We start from the raw sequence: 20,209 nt of genomic DNA on the forward strand, positions 1-20,209 counted from the left end.
ATTAGTTTATAACTTTAAACTTCTAAACTTTTAAACTTCTAAACTTAAATTTATCTTTGCCAAATATGACACAAATTGCAACTGATAATACTAAAAATCAAGAAACTGTAAAAAATGTTTTTACGGCTTATCTTGAAAATAATGGTCACCGAAAAACACCTGAACGTTACGCTATTCTTCAAGAAATTTACAATAGTGAAGAACATTTTGACATCGAAAATTTGTATATCAAAATGAAAAATAAGAACTACCGCGTTTCTCGGGCAACTTTGTATAATACTATCGAATTGCTACTTGACTGCGGATTGGTTCGCAAGCATCAATTTGGTCAAAATCAGGCTCATTACGAAAAATCGTATTTCGACAAACAACACGATCATATCATCATGACCGATACAGGCGAAGTAATCGAGTTTTGTGACCCAAGAATACAAACAATCAAACAAACAATCGAAGATATTTTTGGAATAGAAATACACAATCATTCACTGTATTTTTATGCCAATAAGAAGAAAGATTAGGAGCGAATGGCTTGCGCATTTTCAGCCAACCATTTTCCCGCTTTTCGTTGCAAGTCCCGATAAATCGGGAGCTTTCCACTACAATCGGGGCTATAGATAAAGCATTTGAATAAAATTTAGAATAAAAAAACAACTACAAACAACAACACAATGACCGTAGATTTACTACTAGGATTACAATGGGGCGACGAAGGAAAAGGAAAAATCGTTGACGTACTAACTTCCAAATATGATATAATTGCTCGTTTTCAAGGCGGACCAAATGCTGGACATACATTAGAATTTGATGGGATAAAACATGTTTTAAGAACTATTCCGTCTGGAATTTTTCATAAAAACAATATAAATATTATTGGAAATGGTGTTGTAATCGACCCAGTTGTTTTCAAAAGCGAAATTGATGGTTTAGCCAAATTCAATTTGGACATCAAATCAAAACTGATAATATCAAGAAAAGCGCATTTAATTCTTCCAACACACCGATTGCTTGATGCCGCCTCTGAAGCCTCTAAAGGAAAAGCCAAAATTGGTTCTACACTCAAAGGAATTGGTCCAACTTACATGGACAAAACCGGTCGAAATGGAATTCGTGTTGGCGATATTGAATTAGCTGATTTCAAAGAACGATATAGAGCTTTGGCAGACAAACATGAAGCCATGATTAAGTTTTATGATGTTTCCATTCAATACAATTTACCTGAACTTGAAAAAGAGTTTTTTGAAGCTATCGAAGATTTAAAAAAATTAGATTTTATAGACAGCGAAGAATATTTGGCACAAGCACAAAAAGCAGGAAAATCAATTCTATGCGAAGGCGCACAGGGTTCATTATTAGATGTCGATTTTGGAACGTATCCTTTTGTAACATCTTCAAACACAACAGCAGCTGGCGCTTGCACAGGATTGGGAATTGCTCCAAACAAAATCAAAGAAGTTTTCGGGATTTTCAAAGCCTATACAACTCGTGTGGGTTCTGGTCCATTTCCAACAGAAGATTTTGGCGATGCTGGCGATGTTATGGCAAAAGTAGGAAACGAATTTGGCTCGGTAACAGGAAGAAAAAGACGTTGCGGTTGGTTGGATTTGGTTGCCTTAAAATATGCTATCCAAGTGAACGGTGTAACACAGTTAATGATGATGAAAGGTGATGTTTTATCAGGATTTGAAACCTTGAAAGTGTGTACTTCTTACAACTATAAAGGACAAATTATTCAACATTTACCATACAACATCGAAGAAGAAAACGTAACACCAATTTACACCGAATTCAAAGGTTGGCAAGCCGATTTAACAGGTTTAACAACATTCGAAAGTTTACCAAAAGAACTAAAAGACTACATCGAATTTATAGAAAAAGAAGTCGAAGTTCCAATAAAAATAGTTTCGGTTGGACCAGATAGAAAGCAGACTATTCTCAAATAGAATTTCCAATAAAGTAAAAATCCCAAATTCCAATAAAGTAAAATTGAAATTTGGGATTTTTTTATTTTAGCAAAATCTAACCTTTCATAAATTTCATTTGTGAAACATCCCTATCTCTATAAATTTTCAAAAAGTATATTCCAGATTGCAAGGCTTGCATATCGATAACATCACTTACATTTTCAGAAGTCATAATCAATAAACCACTACTACTGAATACCTCAACTTTATTTATTTTTTCAGTAGAATCCAAATGTAACATATCACTTACGGGATTTGGATACATACTCAACGGTCTAGGGATAATAGGTGGAGCTATACATTCACTTACATTAGTAGAATAGTCTAACAAATTACATAGATTTTGAATATATACAATTTCATTCTGATCGCAACAAATAGTTTCCAAATTGGGATTTCCTTCAAATGAAATGCCTGAATTATCACCAAAAATTAAACCATTATTTTTAATCGATATAAATTCTAAGTCATTATTATTACAATATAATTGTTGTAAATTAAACAAAAAACTCGTGTCTAAGGAAGTTAACTTGTTATTAGGCACATTTAAATATTTTACATGTTTAATGCCTCCTAAAGTTAATATTTCAAGTTCAGAATTAGTTATGTTTATTACTTCTAAACTTGAACATTGGCTCAAATTTAAAGACGTAAAATTAAAATTGCCTATATTTAAAAATATCAATTTTGTATTATTATTTAAATCTAACGATGCTAGTGGTGAAAATATTGATAAGTCTAAAAGATTGGGCGAATCCGATAAATCAATCTCAGTAAAGGTTCCAAAAATCGATAAGCTTTTCAAATTAGTCAAGTTGTTTAGATTCACATTACCATTAACTGAACAACTAACTTTTTTTAAATTTATATTACTTGATAAATCTAAACTAGTCAAAATACTTTGCCCACTTACAACGTTAGACAAAGTAAGATTTTCCAAATTAATCAATGCTGGAAAATTGAAACTTGAAGGATTAAAAAAGAGCGAATTAAAACTCTTAAGATTTACAAAAAACTCAAGTCCTGACAAGTTATTTATTTCTGCATAACCCATATCTAACCTAATAACAAGTATGGCCTCTGCTTGTGAAATTTCACCATCGTTGTTGCTATCAATGCTCGGATAATTGATAAATTCACCAGTGAAATTAGCATCGTTAAAATCAATTTTAGAAGCTAGTAATACATTCTTAAAATTAATATCCAAAAATAATATGTTCTGTGCAACAGTATATTGAATTAATAATAAACTGAATAAAAGTAATGTTTTTTTCATAGTCGATTTGCTTTATGTTTTAGGTATACAAATTTGTCAAACAACAACTTAGCATACTTATAAGGTACTAAATTAAAGCAAAGCAACTTATTTTAAGTAAATTTTAACATTTACAACTAATTTAATAACAACTGTTTAAGTCATTTATAAAAATTATAGCTATTTGAGCTTTTTGCTTAAACAATTTAGAATTTGTATATAAAACTTTCGCATGGTCTCAAAGTTACTTTCACAACTCCTACCCCATTTTCAACTTTCAAAATAGTGGAGCTTCCATATAATTGGTCTTTTACAGTATAACTTCCGTTTTTTAGTTTCCAGCTTGAAATAATGTCAGATGAAATTTTCAAATCAAAATTTTCGGCATAATCTGGAGACAAATTGGATACAATAATCAATTTTTCACCTGCTGACCATCGTACAAATGAATACACATTAGGTCCGTAGTTTGGGGTTTCATTTCTATTTATAGTTTGAATTTCTTGGAATTTACCCATCAAAGCATCACTTTTTATAGAAAAATTTAAAAGTCTTTTGTAAAAATCTCTCAACTTTTTCTCAGATTGTGACAATTGTCCACCATCAAACTTTCCGTCATTCATCCATTTTTGATGATTTGGAACTCCGATATAATCAAAAATTGATGTTCGTGAGCGCTTGCCAAAACCAGCATCTTCGTTTCCTGCTTCGCCAACTTCTTGTCCAAAATAGACCATAGTTGGTGCCGAACTCAAAGTAGTTGAAATGACCATCAAAGGTTTTCCACGCTCGCCACTTCCTGCAAATTCAGGACTTGCTAATCGTTGTTCATCGTGATTATCTAAAAAATGTAACATATTATGTTCAATATCACTCAAATGATTTTGAATAGCTGTCAATCCATCTGGTGAAGTTTTTCCTTGAATTACAGCTTTTAAATGGTCATAGGTTTCTACTTTGTCATACAAATAATCCATTTTACCGAAGTGGATATAATTTCTATATTCATTAGGATTGTAAACTTCTGCTAACAAAAAAGCATTAGGGTTTTTCATTTTGATGGCCGAATTCATATAACTCCAAAATTCGTAAGGCACCATTTCTGCCATATCATATCTAAAACCATCAACACCTTTTGCTGTCCAATACAATGCTATATCTCTGAATTTCATCCAAGAATTAGGAACGTCTTTATCTTTCCAAAAATCAAAATGCTCTTTGTATGATTTTTTAGCATAATCGGCTGTCAATTCAGGGAAATCTTTTGAACCATCAGGTTTTATGCCATAATTTACTTTTACAGTTTCATACCAATCATTAATATCTGGTTTTGCCAAACGAGAACCATTTCCAGTCCATTTTGCTGGATTTTCATCAAATTTTCCATCAATAAGCGGATTCTTTTCTCCGTTCAAAGGCTGGTAATTATCAGACGTTGGAACCTGAAATGCTTGTCCGGGAATATAGTAGAAGTTATTATTTCTGTCATATTCAACATTCTTATTATCATCTGCACCAAAATCTCGAATGCCTTTTGGATTATTTTTTCCTTCATATTTTCGTGCAATATGATTGGGAACAATGTCTATTAGCAATCGCAAACCATTTTTGTGCGTTCGAGCAATCAAAGCTTCAAATTCTTCTAATCTTTTTGCTGGATTTACAGCCAAATCAGGATTGACATTGTAATAATCTTTCACAGCATAAGGCGAACCTGCACGACCTTTTACTACTTCTGGATCATCATTTGAAATACCAATATTGATGTAATCTCTAACCAAAGCATGATGTGGAACTCCTGTGTACCAAATGTGCGTTACACCTAAATTTTTAATTTCTTGCAATGCTTTATCAGTAAAATCATTGAATTTACCAACTCCATTTTCTTCTAAAGTTCCCCATTTTTTGTTGGTGGTGTTTTGATTTCCGAACAATCTTGTAAAAACCTGGTAAACCACTTTCTTCGTTTCCACAACGGCAACTTTTTTATGTTTTTTGGCGTTAGACTTATTTTTTTTGTATTGTGCATTGACTGAGAAAGTTAAACTTATCAAAGCCAGAAGTATTATTTTTTTCATTGTATCTTTATTTTAAAAAGCATCATTTGACAAATATAAAAATTGAAATCGACTTTTCAGTCAACTTATAAATTATTCTTAAATTGAGAAAACAAACACAAATTACACGAATTAACACAGATTAATTCAATTTAAAGTCAGATTTCACAAATTAAACCGACTACTCAAAAATTAGTGAAATATTGAATAGCAAACTTTCGGATTGATTTCTTATAATTTGTGTTGAAAAGCTCTCAATAGTTTTCTTTTAAAATAGAAATAGTTGAGTCGTTTTTCCTAATTTTGTACCATCAAAAAAAAGACTCATTTTATAATGAACAGCGACTTTCTAAAATACCAAGCACAAACATCGCCTTACCCACTCGGAATGGAAGTTTCACATGCTATTGGTTCTTATATTTACGATACAAATAACAAAAAATATTTAGATTTTATATCGGGTGTTTCTGCTTGCTCACTTGGTCATCAGCATCCGCGTGTTAATCAAGCTATAAAAGATCAGTTGGATAAATATTCGCACGTAATGGTTTATGGCGAATATTCTCAAAGTCCAGCGGTTCAGTATTGCAAATTATTGGTTGAAAATTTACCTGAAAGTTTGAATAAAGTTTATTTGGTAAATTCTGGAACCGAAGCCACAGAAGGTGCATTGAAGTTGGTTCGTAGAGTAACTGGGAGAAGTCAATTAATTTCGTGTCACAATGCCTATCATGGAAATACAATGGGTTCGATGAGTGTTATGGGTTTTGAAGAGCGCAAACAAGTATTTCGACCGTTGATTCCCGATGTTGATTTTATAACTTTTAATAACGAAAGCGATTTAGAAAAAATAACCACCAAAACTGCAGGAATAATTTTGGAAAGTATTCAAGGTGGCGCAGGTTTTATTGAGCCTAAAAATGGTTTTTTAACAAAAGTAAAAAAGCGTTGTGACGAAGTAGGTGCTTTACTAATTATTGACGAAATCCAACCTGGTTTTGGCAGAACAGGAAAACTATTTGGTTTTGAAAATTACAATGTCATTCCCGATGTAATTATTATTGGAAAAGGAATGGGTGGCGGAATGCCTGTTGGCGCATTTGTTGCCAACTCCAACTACATGGATTTACTGAGTCACGATCCAAAACTTGGACATATTACTACTTTTGGCGGACATCCTGTCATAGCTGCTGCATGCTTGGCTACACTACAAGAAGTGATTGAAACCAACCTTATGAAGGCCGCTTTAGAAAAAGAAAAACTTTTTAGAACACTTTTGGTACATCCTTTGATACAAGAAGTTAGAGGAAAAGGTTTAATGCTTGCCGCCATGACAAACGATCCGGAAATAACAAATCAAGTTATTTTACGTTGTCAAGATAAAGGTTTGATTTTATTTTGGTTGCTATTTGAAGGTTGTGCTATCAGAATAACACCGCCGCTAACAATTTCAGAAGAAGAAATTCATGAAGGTTGCGCGATTATTTTAAAAGTGATGGATGAGATTTTAGTGATTAGTGAATAGTGATTAGTGATTAGTGAATTATAACTATAAACTACTAACAATAAATCATCAACTTAAATGTTAATTAAATTGTTCAAAACAAAAAACCAATTTTTCCCTATCACAAAGATTTTGCTTACTTTTATTTAAGCTAATCTAACTACAAAAAGTATGCAATTAAGCGAAGAAGAAGAAGACTATAATTTGTCATTATCAAAGTTCGAATCGATGTTGAAAACCAATAAGGTGCTCTTCTTTGATTCGGAAGAATTTGAAGAAATTATTCTTCATTATCTTGATATGGGTAAAGCCAATTTGGCAAAAAAAGCGCTAAAGTTAGCACTTGAACAGCATCCAAAATCTACTGGATTAAAGCTGGTTCAGGTAGAAATGCTTGTGTACGAAGACAAACTCGATATTGCCGAAAAATTACTAAACGAATTATACGCAATCGAGCCAACTAACGAAGAAATTTACATTCAAAAAGCCAACATCTATTCTAAACGTGATAATCACGAAAAAGCGGTAGAGTTGCTCCAAGAAGCGTTAAAATATACCGATGATTTTGCCGATGTCTATAACTTAATTGGGATGGAATATCTTTTTATGGATAGTTTAGAATTGGCAAAAGAAAACTTTGCTAAATGCTTGGAAGAAGATTTTGACGATCAATCAGCGTTGTATAACGTGGTTTATTGTTATGAATTTTTAGATCAAAATGAAGAAGCAATCGCTTTTTTAGAAAAATACATTGATAAAAATCCATATAGTGAAATTGCCTGGCATCAAATTGGGCGCTTGAGTTATGGATTAAAAAAATACGAAGAAGCCATTCGTGCTTTTGACTATGCAACCCTTATAGATGAGGATTTTATGGGTGCATTTATGGAGAAAGCTAAAGCGTATGAAAGATTAAAACGCTACGAAGATGCTATCGAAAGCTATCAACGCACAATCGAATTGGAAGACGCCACTTCTTATGCACTTTTACGCATTGGAAAATGTTTTGAAAAATTAGGAAATAAAGTAGAAGCTTTAAAATATTTTAATCAAACTGTTCACGAAGATCCTTTGTTAGACAAGGGTTGGATTGCTATTACTGATTTTTATGTTCGACAAAAAAACTTTGACAAAGCACTTTATTATGTAAACAAAGCATTGGCAATTGATAACGAAAATAGATTGTATTGGAAACGTTTTGCTACTATCAATAAATCATTGAATCAGTTTGAAGAAGCTGAATTTGGATACAGAAAGGCTGTTGAGAATGGTGATTATCAATTAGACACATGGTTGTTTTGGGTTGATATTTTACAATATTTAGGTGAATTTGAAACGGCAGCTTTCACTTTATTACAAGCGTGTGAATATTTCCCTGAACAATACGAAATTGAATACCGTTTAGCTGGTATTTATTTTATACTAAATGAAGAAGAAAAAGCAACTTTCCATTTAAGCAACGGATTGCGTTTGAACTTTACTAACATAACGGTTTTGGAGGAATTATTTCCAGTTGTTTGGGCTAGAAAGAATGTTCAGAGTTTTATAAAGAAACACAAAAAGTAACTACTAAAAATTTAAACCATTAAGGTATTAAGTTAATTAAGGAATGTCTTAATGTATCTTAATACCTTAATGGTTTTTAAAATAAATAACACAATTGGAAACCAATAATAAAAAATTCGGGTTATTAGGAAAAGACATTTCGTATTCTTTTTCTAAAAATTATTTTACTGAAAAATTTTCTGATCCATTATTTGAAGATTGCGAATATGAAAATTTTGATATTCCGTCAATTGATGAATTTCCAACAGTTTTGAAGAACAACCCAACTCTGAAAGGGTTGAACGTTACCATTCCCTACAAAGAAGCAGTAATTCCTTTTTTAGATTTGCTTTCGGATAAAGCCTTTAAAATTGGAGCTGTAAATGTTATTCGATTTACCAAAAAAGGCAATCTAAAAGGATACAATTCTGATTGGTACGGTTTTAAAAAATCACTTGAACCACTTTTGCAACCGCATCACAAAAAAGCATTAATTCTCGGAACTGGTGGTGCTGCCAAAGCGATTGCATTTGCATTAGAAGATTTGGATATCAATTTTGCTTTTGTTTCGAGAGAAGCTTCAGAAAAAACTATTGATTATAATCATGTTAATGCGACTACTTTTGATAATTACCAAATTATAATCAACTGCACGCCGCTTGGAACGCATCCTAATACCAAAGACTTTCCTCCTATTCCGTATGAGTTTTTTACCGAAAAACACATTGCTTTTGACTTGATTTACAATCCAGAAGAGACGCAATTTCTTAAAAAAGCTAAAAAGAAAGGTACAACCATAAAAAATGGTTACGAAATGCTAGTTTTTCAGGCAGAAAAAGCTTGGGAAATTTGGAATAAATAATGTTCTTAACCGCAATTAGCTTAAAGATTTTTGCAAAGTTCGCAAAGAAATTAAAAATTATGCTTTCTTATTTTTTCCGTTTTTGAATTGTACTTTCTCTATCACTTGCACTTTTGGTGTTGCTTTTTTGTCAAATGATTTTGCTTTGGAAGCTGGTTTTTTCTTAAAATCAACTTTGGGAGTAGCTTTAAATTCTGGTCGAGGTTTAGTGGTTTCTTTCTTAGGAATTTCCGCTTTGTGTTTGGCTAAAACATCATTTGGATTTTTAGGATTTTCCTTTGTTCCGCGTAAGTGAATAATTAATCCGTTCAAGAAATTACGCAAAACCTGATCGCCACATTCCATAAAATTCTCATGTTTTTCATCACGAAAAAAAGCACCTAGTTCTGATTTTGTAATTCTGAAATCGACTAATTGTAAAATATCTACTATTTGGTCATCGCGAAGCATCAAAGCTACACGTAGTTTTTTGAAAATATCGTTATTGTTCATTGTTTAATTTGTTTACAGTTGTTTAAAAATAGTTTGATTTAGTTTAAAGTTGTTTAATTAAACACTTAAACTTTTAAACGATTAAACCTTAGAAAAGCCAAAGGTACGCTTTTTTGAAACCTTCACGCCATAATTTTTCGTTGTGTTGTCCGTTTTTTACAATTACTTTCTTGTTCAACTTCTTGCATTCGCATCGTTTGGAATTTACCCAACTTTCTACCTTATTCATGTCTTTTACAATATCATCATCGCCTTCGTTGTCGCCACATAAAAAATAGACTTTGGTTTTGAACTCTTTTGTGTTTTCCATCAAAGCAAACATTTCGTTTCTATTGAGCCAAAAAGCAGGTGAAAAGCATCCAATTTTTCCAAAAACTTCAGGATATTTTAGAGCCCCATAAAACGAAACCGATCCACCAAGTGAACTTCCAAAAAGACAGGTATTATTGGGATTTGTTTTGGTTCTGTAGTTTTTATCGATATTTGGCTTCAAAGTATTTACAATAAAACCAAGGTAGTTATCGGCATTACCGCCACCGTATTTTTCATTTTTATAAGCTGCTAATTCTTCCATTCTTTTTTCGCCACCATGCTCAATTCCGACTACAATAACTTGAGCATTTAGACTGTCTAGTGTTTCATCAACGTTCCATTCGCCGACATAGGAAGTTTTGGAGTCAAACAAATTTTGTCCATCGTGCAGGTAAATTACAGGATATTTTTTCTTAGAAGTGGCATAATTTTTAGGCAAATACAGCCAAATTTTCTTAGAAGTTTTTAGTTGCGGTGCTTCTATCGTAAAAGATGAAACTTGCTTGCTAACAGTGTTTTGCTGGGCATATGATGTTTCTATAAAAGCAATTACAAAAAGTGATAAAATAAATTTCAAGCGGATAAATTTTAAAAATTAACAAAAAATCATATATTAGCTAAAAATAATCATTTTAATGCATACAAAAGAAGAAAAAATAAGTTTAGTATCGGATATGATTGCATTTGCAATTGTAGATGGTGAATTGCACGAAAGAGAATATATGTTTTTATCAATAGTTGCTGTAGAATTGGGCATTAGCAATGATGAACTAAATCAACTTTTTCATGAAGAACATCGAAGTGAAATTATAAAAAGTGAGTTCGAACGTATTCAGCAATTCTATCGATTGGCATTATTGATGCATTGTGATGGTATTTTACACGAACGTGAAGAAATCAAGATTAACGAAATTGGAATTAATATGGGATTAAATCCATATGCTATAAAACGTGTTTTAAAAGCAATGGAAAAATCTCCCACAAAGATGATTAATCCCGACTTTCTATTAGAAGTTTTTCAAGAACAATTGAATTAAGCTACGAAAAACTATCTATTTTATAAACAGTTACTTAGTTAACTTTGAATTCTGCTTATAAAACTCCATTTTTCCATAATCAAATTAAAATTACTATCCTATTTTAGATTTAACTCTAAAAATAAAGTTGGTTTTTAAATTTTCTCTTGTAAAGCCTTAATCTCATCACGAAATTTGGCTGCTTGCATAAAGTCTAATTCTTTGGCAGCTGTTTCCATGGCTTTCCTAGCGTTTCTGATTTTTTGTTCGATTTCTGGTTTGGATAAATACAAACTTTCGGGTTCGGCTGCTTTTAATACTTGGTTTTCGTAGTATTGTGTAGAAACCGAGTTGCTTCCTAAAGCACTTCCTAGACTTTTGTTTAATGCTTTTGGAGCTAATCCGTGTTCTGTATTGTAATAAATCTGTTTTTCACGACGGTAATTGGTTTCATCAATGGTCTTTTGCATCGAAGCCGTTATTTTATCGCCATACATAATCGCTTTTCCATTGACATTTCTAGCCGCGCGACCTACCGTTTGTGTAAGCGAGCGATGACTTCTTAAAAACCCTTCTTTATCAGCATCTAAAATGGCAACAAGCGAAACTTCGGGTAAATCCAAGCCTTCACGTAATAAGTTAACTCCAATCAAAACATCGAACAAACCTTTACGCAAATCCTGCATGATTTCGACACGTTCCAAAGTGTCAACATCTGAATGGATATAACGACAACGAATGGAAACTTTGGTTAAATATTTGGTCAATTCTTCCGCCATTCTTTTTGTCAATGTCGTTACCAAAACTCGTTCGTCCAATTCACAACGAACCTGAATTTCTTCAATTAAATCGTCAATTTGATTCAAACTCGGACGAACTTCTATAATCGGGTCAAGCAAACCGGTTGGACGAATGACTTGTTCTACATAAATTCCTTCCGATTTTTGTAATTCGTAATCAGCTGGTGTTGCCGAAACGTAAATTACTTGATTTTGCATGCTTTCAAATTCCTCAAACTTCAGCGGACGATTATCCATTGCTGCTGGTAATCTGAAACCATATTCTACCAAATTTTCTTTTCTGCTTCTATCACCACCGTACATAGCATGAACTTGCGAAATGGTTACGTGACTTTCATCTACAACCATCAAAAAATCATCTGGAAAATAATCTAACAAACAGAAAGGTCGAGTTCCTGGTAAACGCCTATCTAAATAGCGAGAATAATTCTCTATTCCAGAGCAATAACCTAGTTCGCGAATCATTTCTAAATCGAAATTGGTACGTTCTTCCAATCGTTTTGCTTCTAAATGTTTTCCGATTTCTTTAAAATAATCGACTTGTTTGACCAAATCTTGTTGAATATCCCAAATGGCTGCTTGCAGAACATCAGGCGAAGTCACAAACATATTGGCAGGATAAATATTCAGTTTTTCGTATTTTTCTAAAACCTGAGAATTCTTGGCGTCAAAAGCTTCAATTTCTTCAATTTCATCACCAAAAAAATGTACTCGAAACGGTTCATCAGCATAACTTGGAAAAATTTCAACAATATCACCTTTGATCCTGAAAGTTCCAGGTGTAAATTCGGCTTCGGTTCTAGAATATAAACTTTGAACTAATTTGTGCAATAATTTGGTACGAGAAATTATTTGATTTTTTTCAATCGAAACCACATTTTTTTGAAATTCAACTGGGTTTCCAATTCCATACAAACAAGAAACAGAAGAAATTACAACAATATCACGACGACCAGAAAGTAAGGCTGACGTTGTACTTAATCGAAGTTTTTCTAATTCTTCGTTGATAGATAAATCTTTTTCTATGTAAGTTCCTGTTACAGGAATAAAAGCTTCTGGTTGGTAATAATCGTAGTAAGAAACGAAATATTGCACCGAATTATTTGGGAAAAATTGCTTAAACTCTGAATACAATTGTGCCGCTAAGGTTTTGTTGTGTGCTAAAACCAAAGTAGGTTTTTCAACATTTTGAATTACATTGGCAACGGTAAATGTCTTTCCAGAACCAGTAACTCCCAATAAAGTTTGGTATTTATCGCCATTGAGAATGCCGTTTGAAAGTTTTTCAATAGCTTGTGGCTGATCGCCTGTAGGCTTATAATCGGATACGACTTGGAATTTCATTTGATTATAATTTCAATCTATCTGGATTTTGTCTTGAATCCCAAACTGATAATATAATGATTTGATTTTCATTTAACTCATAATAGACAATATGATTTTCAATGATTAAACCTCTAACATTAATTATATCTGTCTTCTTACCAATTGTTGGTTGAAAAATTAGATGATCTATTTCAGATTGTATTTTTCTATAAAGATTTAGAGAATATGTTTTGGTCTTATTTCTAAAATTATAAAATTCAAGAATATGCTTTAATTCAAGTTTAGCATTTGATGTCCATACAATTACTGTTTTAGCCATTTTTCCATTTCTTCATTAACAGAATCATTTGAAAAATAATTACCCTCTAAATATTCTTTTTGAGATTTTTTTATGGAACTTTTTTGGTCATCAGAAAGAATTAAAATACTTTCAGATTTACTGTCTAAAATTGTATTTATTGCCAATAAAAAAGCTTCATCGTTAACTTCAGATATTTTAGAAATTACTAAGTTTTTCAATTCAATTGTACTCATAGCTAAAAGTTTTATACAAATTTAAACAAAAGTTTTTATCAAACCGTAAACTTCCACTCTTTCTGTTGTTTTTCGCTTAAAAATGTCCAAGCTACAAAACGACTTATTTTTTGCCCTTGTTCCATTTCTATGGTTTTGATTTCTACAGCGCCAACTTTATTTAGTGTTTTATAAATACTTCGCAAATTATCTTTTTTGGAAACTAATGTCGTAAACCAAAAAACTTGCAAGGGATATTTTACACTTTCATAAATCATTTGAGTAATAAACCCAATTTCGCCACCAGTACACCAAAGTTCAGCGTTTTGACCACCAAAATTTAGAATAGGTTTAGAAGATTTTTTATCTTCTAAATTATTGACTTTTCTTAAAGAAGCTTTGGTTGCTTCTTCTTGTGATGAATGAAACGGCGGATTACAAATCGTAAATGCAAACTTGTCTTCGGGCAAAATAATATCTTTAAATATAAATCTTGGTTCGACTTGTAATTGCAAACTTATTGCGTCAATCAATTTTGAATTTTCGGTGATTATTTTTTTGCAATTTTGAATAGCATTTTCATCAATATCGGTTCCAACAAAACTCCATTGATAAGTTTCATTTCCTATAATTGGATAAATACAATTGGCTCCAATACCAATGTCTAAACCAACTGTTTCCTCACCTTCTGGAATTATTCCATCATTAGACTCGGCTAGTAAATCTGCTATATAATGAATATAATCAGCTCTTCCTGGAATTGGCGGACAAAGATAATTCTGCGGAATATCCCAATTCTGTATGTCATAATCCGAAATCAAAATTGCTTTATTAAGCGCTTTTACAGCATTTGGATTAGCAAAATCAATAGTCTCTGAATCATGTTCATTTATAAAAAAAAACGGTTTTAAATCAGGATAAACTGTACTTAATTTTTTAAAATCGTATCTAAATCTATGGGGGTTTCTTGGATGTAATGTTGGTTTTTCTATTTCTATTTTATTAATCATTTTATCATTTCTCTATATTCAAATATAAGAAATTTTAACCACAAACACACAACAAAATTAAAAGATTAATAGAGTAGTTATTTTATCACAAATTTCACATATTAACTCTGATTCTAATATTTACAAAAAAAATGATTTTACATATTTTTCTAGCCTTTGGCAGTTTCGTGAAATGAAAGGTATTTAAATTTGTGTAAATTGGTGAAATTCGTAAGAACTTTGTTCAAAGCCTATTATTATTGGTCTTTGTTGGTGTTAATAGACAATTTTGTTGGAATTTTAAACAATGCTACTTTGACTACAACTTTAAAATCTTCTGGATTAATTGAGTTCATCGTAAATCATTTATATTTGTAAAAATAATAATTAGAAGCTATTTCCAGCTATTCGCTCTATCTTTTCCTTTTTAAAGAAAAAAGAAAAAGGATGCCGCTTCTATCTGGGCTAGGCTTATCTGCAAAATATGGAGCAATTACAATTTCTATTCAAAATCATCGGACTTGGGTCTGCATCAGGATTAGTTTATCACAACAATACTATAGTAGCAGTTGGTGACAATAGTTCGTATTTATACGAATACACTATTTCAAACGAAAAACTAGAACGTTATCCGCTACAAGAAAACGCTCAAGAAAACACGCTTAAAAAAATCAAAAAAGACTTTGAAGCCATCACACAATTTGAAGATACTATTTACGTATTTGGTTCAGGTTCTACCGAAAATAGAAATACGATGGTTCAAGTCGATGCTAAAACAAAAAAGTAATTGCAACGCAAGATTTGAGCATGCTTTATGCTTCAATGCAAAGTTTTGGCGAAATAAATCCAGAAGATTTCAATCTAGAAGGTGCTATATATAATGGAGAAAATTGGTTTTTGTTCAACCGAAGCAACGGAAAAAAATCAAAAAATGCCATCTTTACAATTTCTGGAAAAAATCTAACCGATGAGTTTTCGATTTTGCATAACAAATTCAAATTACCCAAAATAAAAGGCGTCGAAACCAGTTTTACCGATGCAATTTTGGTTGACGACCAAATTTATTTTCTAGCAACTGCCGAAGCAACCGAATCAACTTATCATGATGGCGAAGTTTTAGGAAGTATTATTGGTCAGATTGATGTTGCTAAAATGAAGTTAAAATCACATAAAATAATCTCAAAAACCAATAAACTAGAAGGAATTACGTTAGTAGAAGAAACGCCAGAAACCATCAGCTTCCTACTATGTGAAGACAATGATACAGAAGTGCTTGAATCAAATATTTATAAAATAACTTTAAAAAAATGAATCCAATTTTAAACAAAAACTTATTTCTTGTAAAAGAAAAAATCGGAATGTTCAAAGCCTCAAATAGCTATGACATTTTCGATCCAGAAAACAATCATCAAATCATGACAACTAAAGAAGTTGGATTAGGTTTTTTTACAAAAATGTTCCGTTTTACCGATTATAAAAGCAACACACCCTTCAATGTTGTAGTTACAACTCCAGAAGGAAAACCAATTGTTTCAATCAAACGAGGTATTGCGATTTTTCGTTCAAATGTTGAAGTTTTTGACGAAAACAACCGAACTATTGGGTTTTTCAAGCAAAAATTCTGGTCATTTGGTGGAAAATTTGAAGTTTTTGACACACACGACAAACATCTATGCACATTAGAAGGAAAATGGACAGGTTGGGATTTTAAATTCAATAAAGATGGTAAAGAATTGGCGCATGTAAGCAAAAAATGGGCTGGTATCGGAAAAGAGTTCTTCACATCGGCTGATAATTACGTGTTGCAAATCAATGAAGTTGTGACGCAAGATGCACCAATTAGACCACTTATTTTGGCTGCCGTAATGTGTATTGATATGGTTTTGAAAGAAAAATAGATTTTAAATTTGCCACTGATTCACAGATTATTTGTTACGTGTTGAATATTTTATTTAAATCTGTGAATCAGTGGCAAAAAAATAAATACAAATGAAAAAACTAGTTTTTGTAATAGCACTTATCACCTTGTTTTCTTGTAAAAGTAAAGCACCTAAGACTATTTATCTAGCAAGGTCAATTCTTTAAATTTTCCGTTACGTGAATTGATTTTGGCACAAACTGTTGATACTTTTTCAACCGTTGTACTTTAAATCACACTTTGAGTTGCTTCTGACGAGTTAAAAACTTTAAATTTGGAAGTCGAACAACTTTCGAGCAAACGCTTACCAAGATTATAAGATAAATTTACTTTGGCAAGGCTAACTTCTTTTTTCTCAACTTTTACAAATCTTGAATTATCAACTTTTGAAATAGAATCTTTTTTCTCAAGATTTTCCGTTTTTGTTTTATCATTAGTTGATACAATAGTATGATGTCGAAAATAATTCTTATCTTTTTAGATACAATATTGAGTTTGAAAAGAAATGTTTTAAATGGGAACTTTTCATATCCATCAATTCGGAAGGAAAAATGGCATCGTTAAAAACTAAAGAAATTCCGAAAGGTCCGATGTGAGTTTTCAATTTGATAGATGAAATTATATGTATTATAAAAATTATTATATTTGTTTAAAATTTAAAATATGAACATTGAAACTCGTAAATTAACTTTCATTCAAGAATTTCTTAGACTTCAAAATGAGGAAATTGTCATTGACTTAGAAAAACTACTTCATAAAGGCAAGGCTGAATTACTTGAAAAAGAAATGAAGCCTATGAGTCAAGAAAAACTCAATTCTGATATTGATCAATCTCTCGAAGATTCTAAAAATGGTCGAATAATTTCTGCAAGTAGTCTAAAAACTAAAATCCGAAAATGGAGTTAGAAGTTTATTGGACTCAATTTGCGGAAGACAAACTAATTGACATTTTTGAATATTATAAGATCAATGCAGGAGTTGTTATTGCACAAAATTTAATCAACGGAATAGTTGATGAATCACTTAAACTAGATAAAAATCCTTTTATTGGTCAAAAAGATGATGCCTTAAGTGATAGAATTCAAGAATATCGCTATTTAGTTTATAAAAACTATAAGATTATTTATTGGATTGATGATGTAAATAAAATGGTTTTGGTTTCACATGTTTTTGATACAAGACAAAATCCAACTAGAATAAATTTAGTATAAAATATTAAAATACATAAAAAAAGTCCGAAAACAAATTTCGGACTTTTCTATTTAGTTTTGCTTTTGATTATATATCATCAAAATCAATATCGGTAAAACTTGATGTTTTTGGTTCTTCATCGGCATAGGTTTTTGACTCAGATTTCTCATAAGAATATTCTTTTTTGAAATCTTTTTGATGACGTTCCGAAATTACTTCTTCGCCTTTGCTATTCAATACATAATCGGTCATTTCACCCAAAATTTCAGTGAAAGCAGCAAAATCTTCTTTATATAAATAAATTTTGTGTTTTTTAAAATGAAACGATCCGTCTTCTTCTGTAAACTTTTTACTTTCGGTAATGGTTACATAATAATCATCAGCTTTGGTAGCTCTCACATCGAAGAAATACGTTCTTCTTCCTGCTCTTAAAACTTTAGAAAAGATTTCCTCTTTTTCTAACATATCATTTTCTCTCATATTCGTTCTATCTGTTTTTCTAGTTTATTTTTTCAATCCAAAAATGATAAAAAAAGAAGTAAAAAACAACTATTCAACAAAATCTTTTTCAGAAAGTTGTTTCAAATATAATTCTTTGTAATAACCTTCTTGATTTACTAATTGATTATGAGAACCTTGCTGTAAGACTTTTCCATCTTCAAGAATAATAATTTTGTCTGCATTTTTTGCAGATGAAACCCTGTGACTAACAATTATGGTGGTTTTGTCTTTGCAAAATTGCAGTAAATTATTCAAAATAGCTTCTTCTGTTTCGGTGTCAACAGCCGATAAGCAATCATCCAAAAGTAAAATTTCAGGATTTTTAATAATCGCTCTTGCAATAGAAACACGCTGTTTTTGACCGCCAGAAAGTGTGATACCTCTTTCGCCCAAAATAGTTTCGTATTGATTGGTAAAACCCATTATATTATTATGCACAATTGCTTTTTTAGAAGCTTCAATAACTTCTTCATCAGTGGCATTTTCTTTACCAAATTTTATATTATTTTTAATTGAATCAGAAAACAAAAAGGCATCTTGCGGTACAATTCCGATGCTATTTCTCAAATCATATAAATTAATATTTTTAATTGATATTTCATCCACCAAAATACTTCCGTTATCAATATCGTATAATCGGCTAATCAATGAAAGTATTGTTGATTTTCCTGAACCCGTTTTACCCAAAATGGCTAAAGTTTCTCCTTTTTTCACAGTAAAACTAACTTCTTGCAATGCAGTTATATTAGTATCATCATAGGTAAATGTAACTTTATCAAAGACAATTTCACCTTTTATAACTGAATGCTCTTTTATAGTATTTACAATATCTGGTTGGATTTTGAGGAACTCGTTAATACGTTTTTGCGAAGCTTCGGCTTCTTGAACCATTGACGAAACCCAACCCAATGAAGCTACTGGCCAAGTCAACATATTGACATACAAAATAAACTCGGCAATGATTCCGATATTGTCTATTTTACCTTCAATGTACATCATTCCACCAAAATAGATTACAACCAAGTTACTGACTCCAATTAGTGCCAACATCAAAGGCCCAAATAAAGATTGAACCCGAGCCAAACTCATACTTTTAATCTTACTTTCTTCGGATAAATCGTCAAGGTTTTTTTGGTATTGAGCTTCAAGTGAGTAAGCTTTTATAACTCGAACACCTGAGAAAACTTCTTGTGTAAAACTCGAAATTTTGGATAAATATTGTTGAAAAATAGTGCTTCGCTTATTAATCTGGGTGCTCAACTTGAAAATAGCATAAGATAAAATTGGTAATGGTAAAAGTGTATAAAGCGTCAATCGCGGAGACACATCGTACATATAGGCAATCACAATTGCAAAACGAATAAACGTATTGATTGAATACATAACCGCTGGTCCAACGTACATTCTAACTTTGGAAACATCTTCGCTTATACGATTCATCAAGTCGCCTGTTCGGTTTTGCTTGTAGAAATTTTGCGATAAATTTTCATATTGTCGAAATACCTCGTTTTTCAAATCAAACTCGATGTGTCTAGACATAACAATTAAGGTTTGACGCATCATAAAAGACAATAATCCAGCGGCTAATGCTGTTATAACGATCAATAAAAGATTATGAAAAAGCTCTTTTTGCACAACATTACTTGCCAAATGCAGTGAATGTTCCTCAATTGCTTTAAATGATTTGCTAATTAATTTAGGTGTAAAAAGCGAAAATATTTGCGACACAATAGTTGTAAGAATACCAAACAAAAAATGGTATTTATATTTGATGAAATATTTATTTAAATAGTGTAATTCTTTCATTATTTTAAAATAAAATACAAGTTTTTTTATACTTTTTTGTTAAAAAATTGATTAATAAACAATTTTAAGAAATTACGAAAATAGCCATTTCTATTAACAAATTACTAATTATTTCAAAAATTAGTGCGATATTTTGATTTTAATCTTAATTTTGCAAG

At 31.5% G+C, this 20,209-nt stretch carries 21 protein-coding genes; 11 read left to right on the plus strand and 10 right to left on the minus strand.

What is annotated here, in order from left to right:
* Nucleotides 1-65: 65 nt before the first annotated feature.
* The gene (locus ACIQ66_RS08600) at nt 66-521 is read left to right on the plus strand and encodes a Fur family transcriptional regulator (protein ID WP_298175586.1); all 456 of its coding nucleotides are present in this window, start codon (nt 66-68) and stop codon (nt 519-521) included.
* Between the two features lie 150 nt (nt 522-671).
* On the plus strand, nt 672-1,943 hold the full coding sequence (locus tag ACIQ66_RS08605) for an adenylosuccinate synthase (RefSeq protein WP_396212394.1): 1,272 nt from the start codon (nt 672-674) through the stop codon (nt 1,941-1,943).
* A gap of 76 nt (nt 1,944-2,019) precedes the next feature.
* On the opposite strand, the gene ACIQ66_RS08610 is transcribed toward ACIQ66_RS08605, so the two are convergent.
* Both ACIQ66_RS08610 and ACIQ66_RS08615 read right to left on the minus strand, forming a co-directional pair.
* Complete coding sequence (locus tag ACIQ66_RS08610) at nt 2,020-3,240, minus strand: T9SS type A sorting domain-containing protein (protein WP_396212395.1); 1,221 nt, start codon at nt 3,238-3,240, stop codon at nt 2,020-2,022.
* A 185-nt stretch (nt 3,241-3,425) separates the two neighbouring features.
* Complete coding sequence (locus tag ACIQ66_RS08615) at nt 3,426-5,297, minus strand: alpha-amylase family protein (protein WP_396212396.1); 1,872 nt, start codon at nt 5,295-5,297, stop codon at nt 3,426-3,428.
* A gap of 313 nt (nt 5,298-5,610) precedes the next feature.
* Here ACIQ66_RS08615 and ACIQ66_RS08620 point away from each other — a divergent pair, with 313 nt between their 5' ends.
* From ACIQ66_RS08620 to ACIQ66_RS08630, 3 genes are all read left to right on the plus strand, one after another.
* The gene (locus ACIQ66_RS08620) at nt 5,611-6,801 is read left to right on the plus strand and encodes an aspartate aminotransferase family protein (protein WP_396212397.1); all 1,191 of its coding nucleotides are present in this window, start codon (nt 5,611-5,613) and stop codon (nt 6,799-6,801) included.
* A 150-nt stretch (nt 6,802-6,951) separates the two neighbouring features.
* Nucleotides 6,952-8,346, plus strand: a complete 1,395-nt coding sequence (locus tag ACIQ66_RS08625) for a tetratricopeptide repeat protein (protein ID WP_396212398.1) — start codon at nt 6,952-6,954, stop codon at nt 8,344-8,346.
* 94 nt (nt 8,347-8,440) lie between these two features.
* Nucleotides 8,441-9,187, plus strand: coding sequence for a shikimate dehydrogenase family protein (locus ACIQ66_RS08630; RefSeq protein WP_396212399.1), 747 nt, complete (start codon nt 8,441-8,443; stop codon nt 9,185-9,187).
* Between the two features lie 57 nt (nt 9,188-9,244).
* Here ACIQ66_RS08630 and ACIQ66_RS08635 read toward each other — a convergent pair whose 3' ends face one another.
* Together ACIQ66_RS08635 and ACIQ66_RS08640 are read right to left on the minus strand one after the other, a co-directional pair.
* Entirely contained in the window at nt 9,245-9,679 is a 435-nt protein-coding gene (locus ACIQ66_RS08635; RefSeq protein WP_396212400.1) for a DUF1456 family protein, read from the minus strand.
* 88 nt (nt 9,680-9,767) lie between these two features.
* Nucleotides 9,768-10,568, minus strand: coding sequence for an alpha/beta hydrolase (locus ACIQ66_RS08640; RefSeq protein WP_396212401.1), 801 nt, complete (start codon nt 10,566-10,568; stop codon nt 9,768-9,770).
* Between the two features lie 58 nt (nt 10,569-10,626).
* Here ACIQ66_RS08640 and ACIQ66_RS08645 point away from each other — a divergent pair, with 58 nt between their 5' ends.
* Entirely contained in the window at nt 10,627-11,028 is a 402-nt protein-coding gene (locus ACIQ66_RS08645; RefSeq protein WP_396212402.1) for a TerB family tellurite resistance protein, read from the plus strand.
* Nucleotides 11,029-11,162: 134 nt separating this feature from the next.
* Here ACIQ66_RS08645 and uvrB read toward each other — a convergent pair whose 3' ends face one another.
* The 4 genes from uvrB to rlmF are packed head-to-tail and all read right to left on the minus strand — an operon-like array spanning nt 11,163 to nt 14,656.
* Nucleotides 11,163-13,151: an excinuclease ABC subunit UvrB gene (uvrB, locus tag ACIQ66_RS08650; protein ID WP_396212403.1), complete on the minus strand. Its 1,989-nt coding sequence runs from the start codon at nt 13,149-13,151 to the stop codon at nt 11,163-11,165.
* Nucleotides 13,152-13,155: 4 nt separating this feature from the next.
* Complete coding sequence (locus ACIQ66_RS08655; protein ID WP_396212404.1) at nt 13,156-13,452, minus strand: type II toxin-antitoxin system RelE/ParE family toxin; 297 nt, start codon at nt 13,450-13,452, stop codon at nt 13,156-13,158.
* On the minus strand, nt 13,437-13,667 hold the full coding sequence (locus ACIQ66_RS08660) for a hypothetical protein (protein WP_396212405.1): 231 nt from the start codon (nt 13,665-13,667) through the stop codon (nt 13,437-13,439). Before ACIQ66_RS08660 ends, ACIQ66_RS08655 begins: the two co-directional genes overlap by 16 nt.
* Nucleotides 13,668-13,705: 38 nt before the next feature.
* Entirely contained in the window at nt 13,706-14,656 is a 951-nt protein-coding gene (gene rlmF / locus ACIQ66_RS08665; RefSeq protein ID WP_396212406.1) for a 23S rRNA (adenine(1618)-N(6))-methyltransferase RlmF, read from the minus strand.
* A 463-nt stretch (nt 14,657-15,119) separates the two neighbouring features.
* On the opposite strand from rlmF, the gene ACIQ66_RS08670 reads away from it, so the two are divergent.
* From ACIQ66_RS08670 to ACIQ66_RS08690, 5 genes are all read left to right on the plus strand, one after another.
* Nucleotides 15,120-15,422 carry a DUF6929 family protein gene (locus tag ACIQ66_RS08670; protein WP_396212407.1) on the plus strand — a complete coding sequence of 101 codons (303 nt, stop codon included), beginning with the start codon at nt 15,120-15,122 and terminating at the stop codon, nt 15,420-15,422.
* A gap of 20 nt (nt 15,423-15,442) precedes the next feature.
* Entirely contained in the window at nt 15,443-15,946 is a 504-nt protein-coding gene (locus ACIQ66_RS08675; RefSeq protein ID WP_396212421.1) for a DUF6929 family protein, read from the plus strand.
* Nucleotides 15,943-16,533, plus strand: a complete 591-nt coding sequence (locus ACIQ66_RS08680) for an LURP-one-related/scramblase family protein (RefSeq protein WP_396212408.1) — start codon at nt 15,943-15,945, stop codon at nt 16,531-16,533. The genes ACIQ66_RS08675 and ACIQ66_RS08680 overlap by 4 nt, the downstream gene beginning before the upstream one ends.
* 683 nt (nt 16,534-17,216) lie before the next feature.
* Nucleotides 17,217-17,459 carry a hypothetical protein gene (locus ACIQ66_RS08685; RefSeq protein WP_396212409.1) on the plus strand — a complete coding sequence of 81 codons (243 nt, stop codon included), beginning with the start codon at nt 17,217-17,219 and terminating at the stop codon, nt 17,457-17,459.
* On the plus strand, nt 17,450-17,764 hold the full coding sequence (locus tag ACIQ66_RS08690; RefSeq protein WP_396212410.1) for a type II toxin-antitoxin system RelE/ParE family toxin: 315 nt from the start codon (nt 17,450-17,452) through the stop codon (nt 17,762-17,764). Before ACIQ66_RS08685 ends, ACIQ66_RS08690 begins: the two co-directional genes overlap by 10 nt.
* A gap of 67 nt (nt 17,765-17,831) precedes the next feature.
* Here the strand turns inward: ACIQ66_RS08690 and ACIQ66_RS08695 are convergent, their stop codons facing one another.
* Nucleotides 17,832-18,224, minus strand: a complete 393-nt coding sequence (locus ACIQ66_RS08695) for a PUR family DNA/RNA-binding protein (RefSeq protein WP_396212411.1) — start codon at nt 18,222-18,224, stop codon at nt 17,832-17,834.
* Between the two features lie 69 nt (nt 18,225-18,293).
* Nucleotides 18,294-20,051: an ABC transporter ATP-binding protein gene (locus ACIQ66_RS08700; RefSeq protein ID WP_396212412.1), complete on the minus strand. Its 1,758-nt coding sequence runs from the start codon at nt 20,049-20,051 to the stop codon at nt 18,294-18,296.
* Between the last annotated feature and the right edge of the window lie 158 nt (nt 20,052-20,209).

Origin of the sequence: Flavobacterium sp. (genome assembly GCF_044377315.1) — a bacterium.
In the GTDB taxonomy this organism is placed as follows: Bacteria; Bacteroidota; Bacteroidia; order Flavobacteriales; family Flavobacteriaceae; genus Flavobacterium.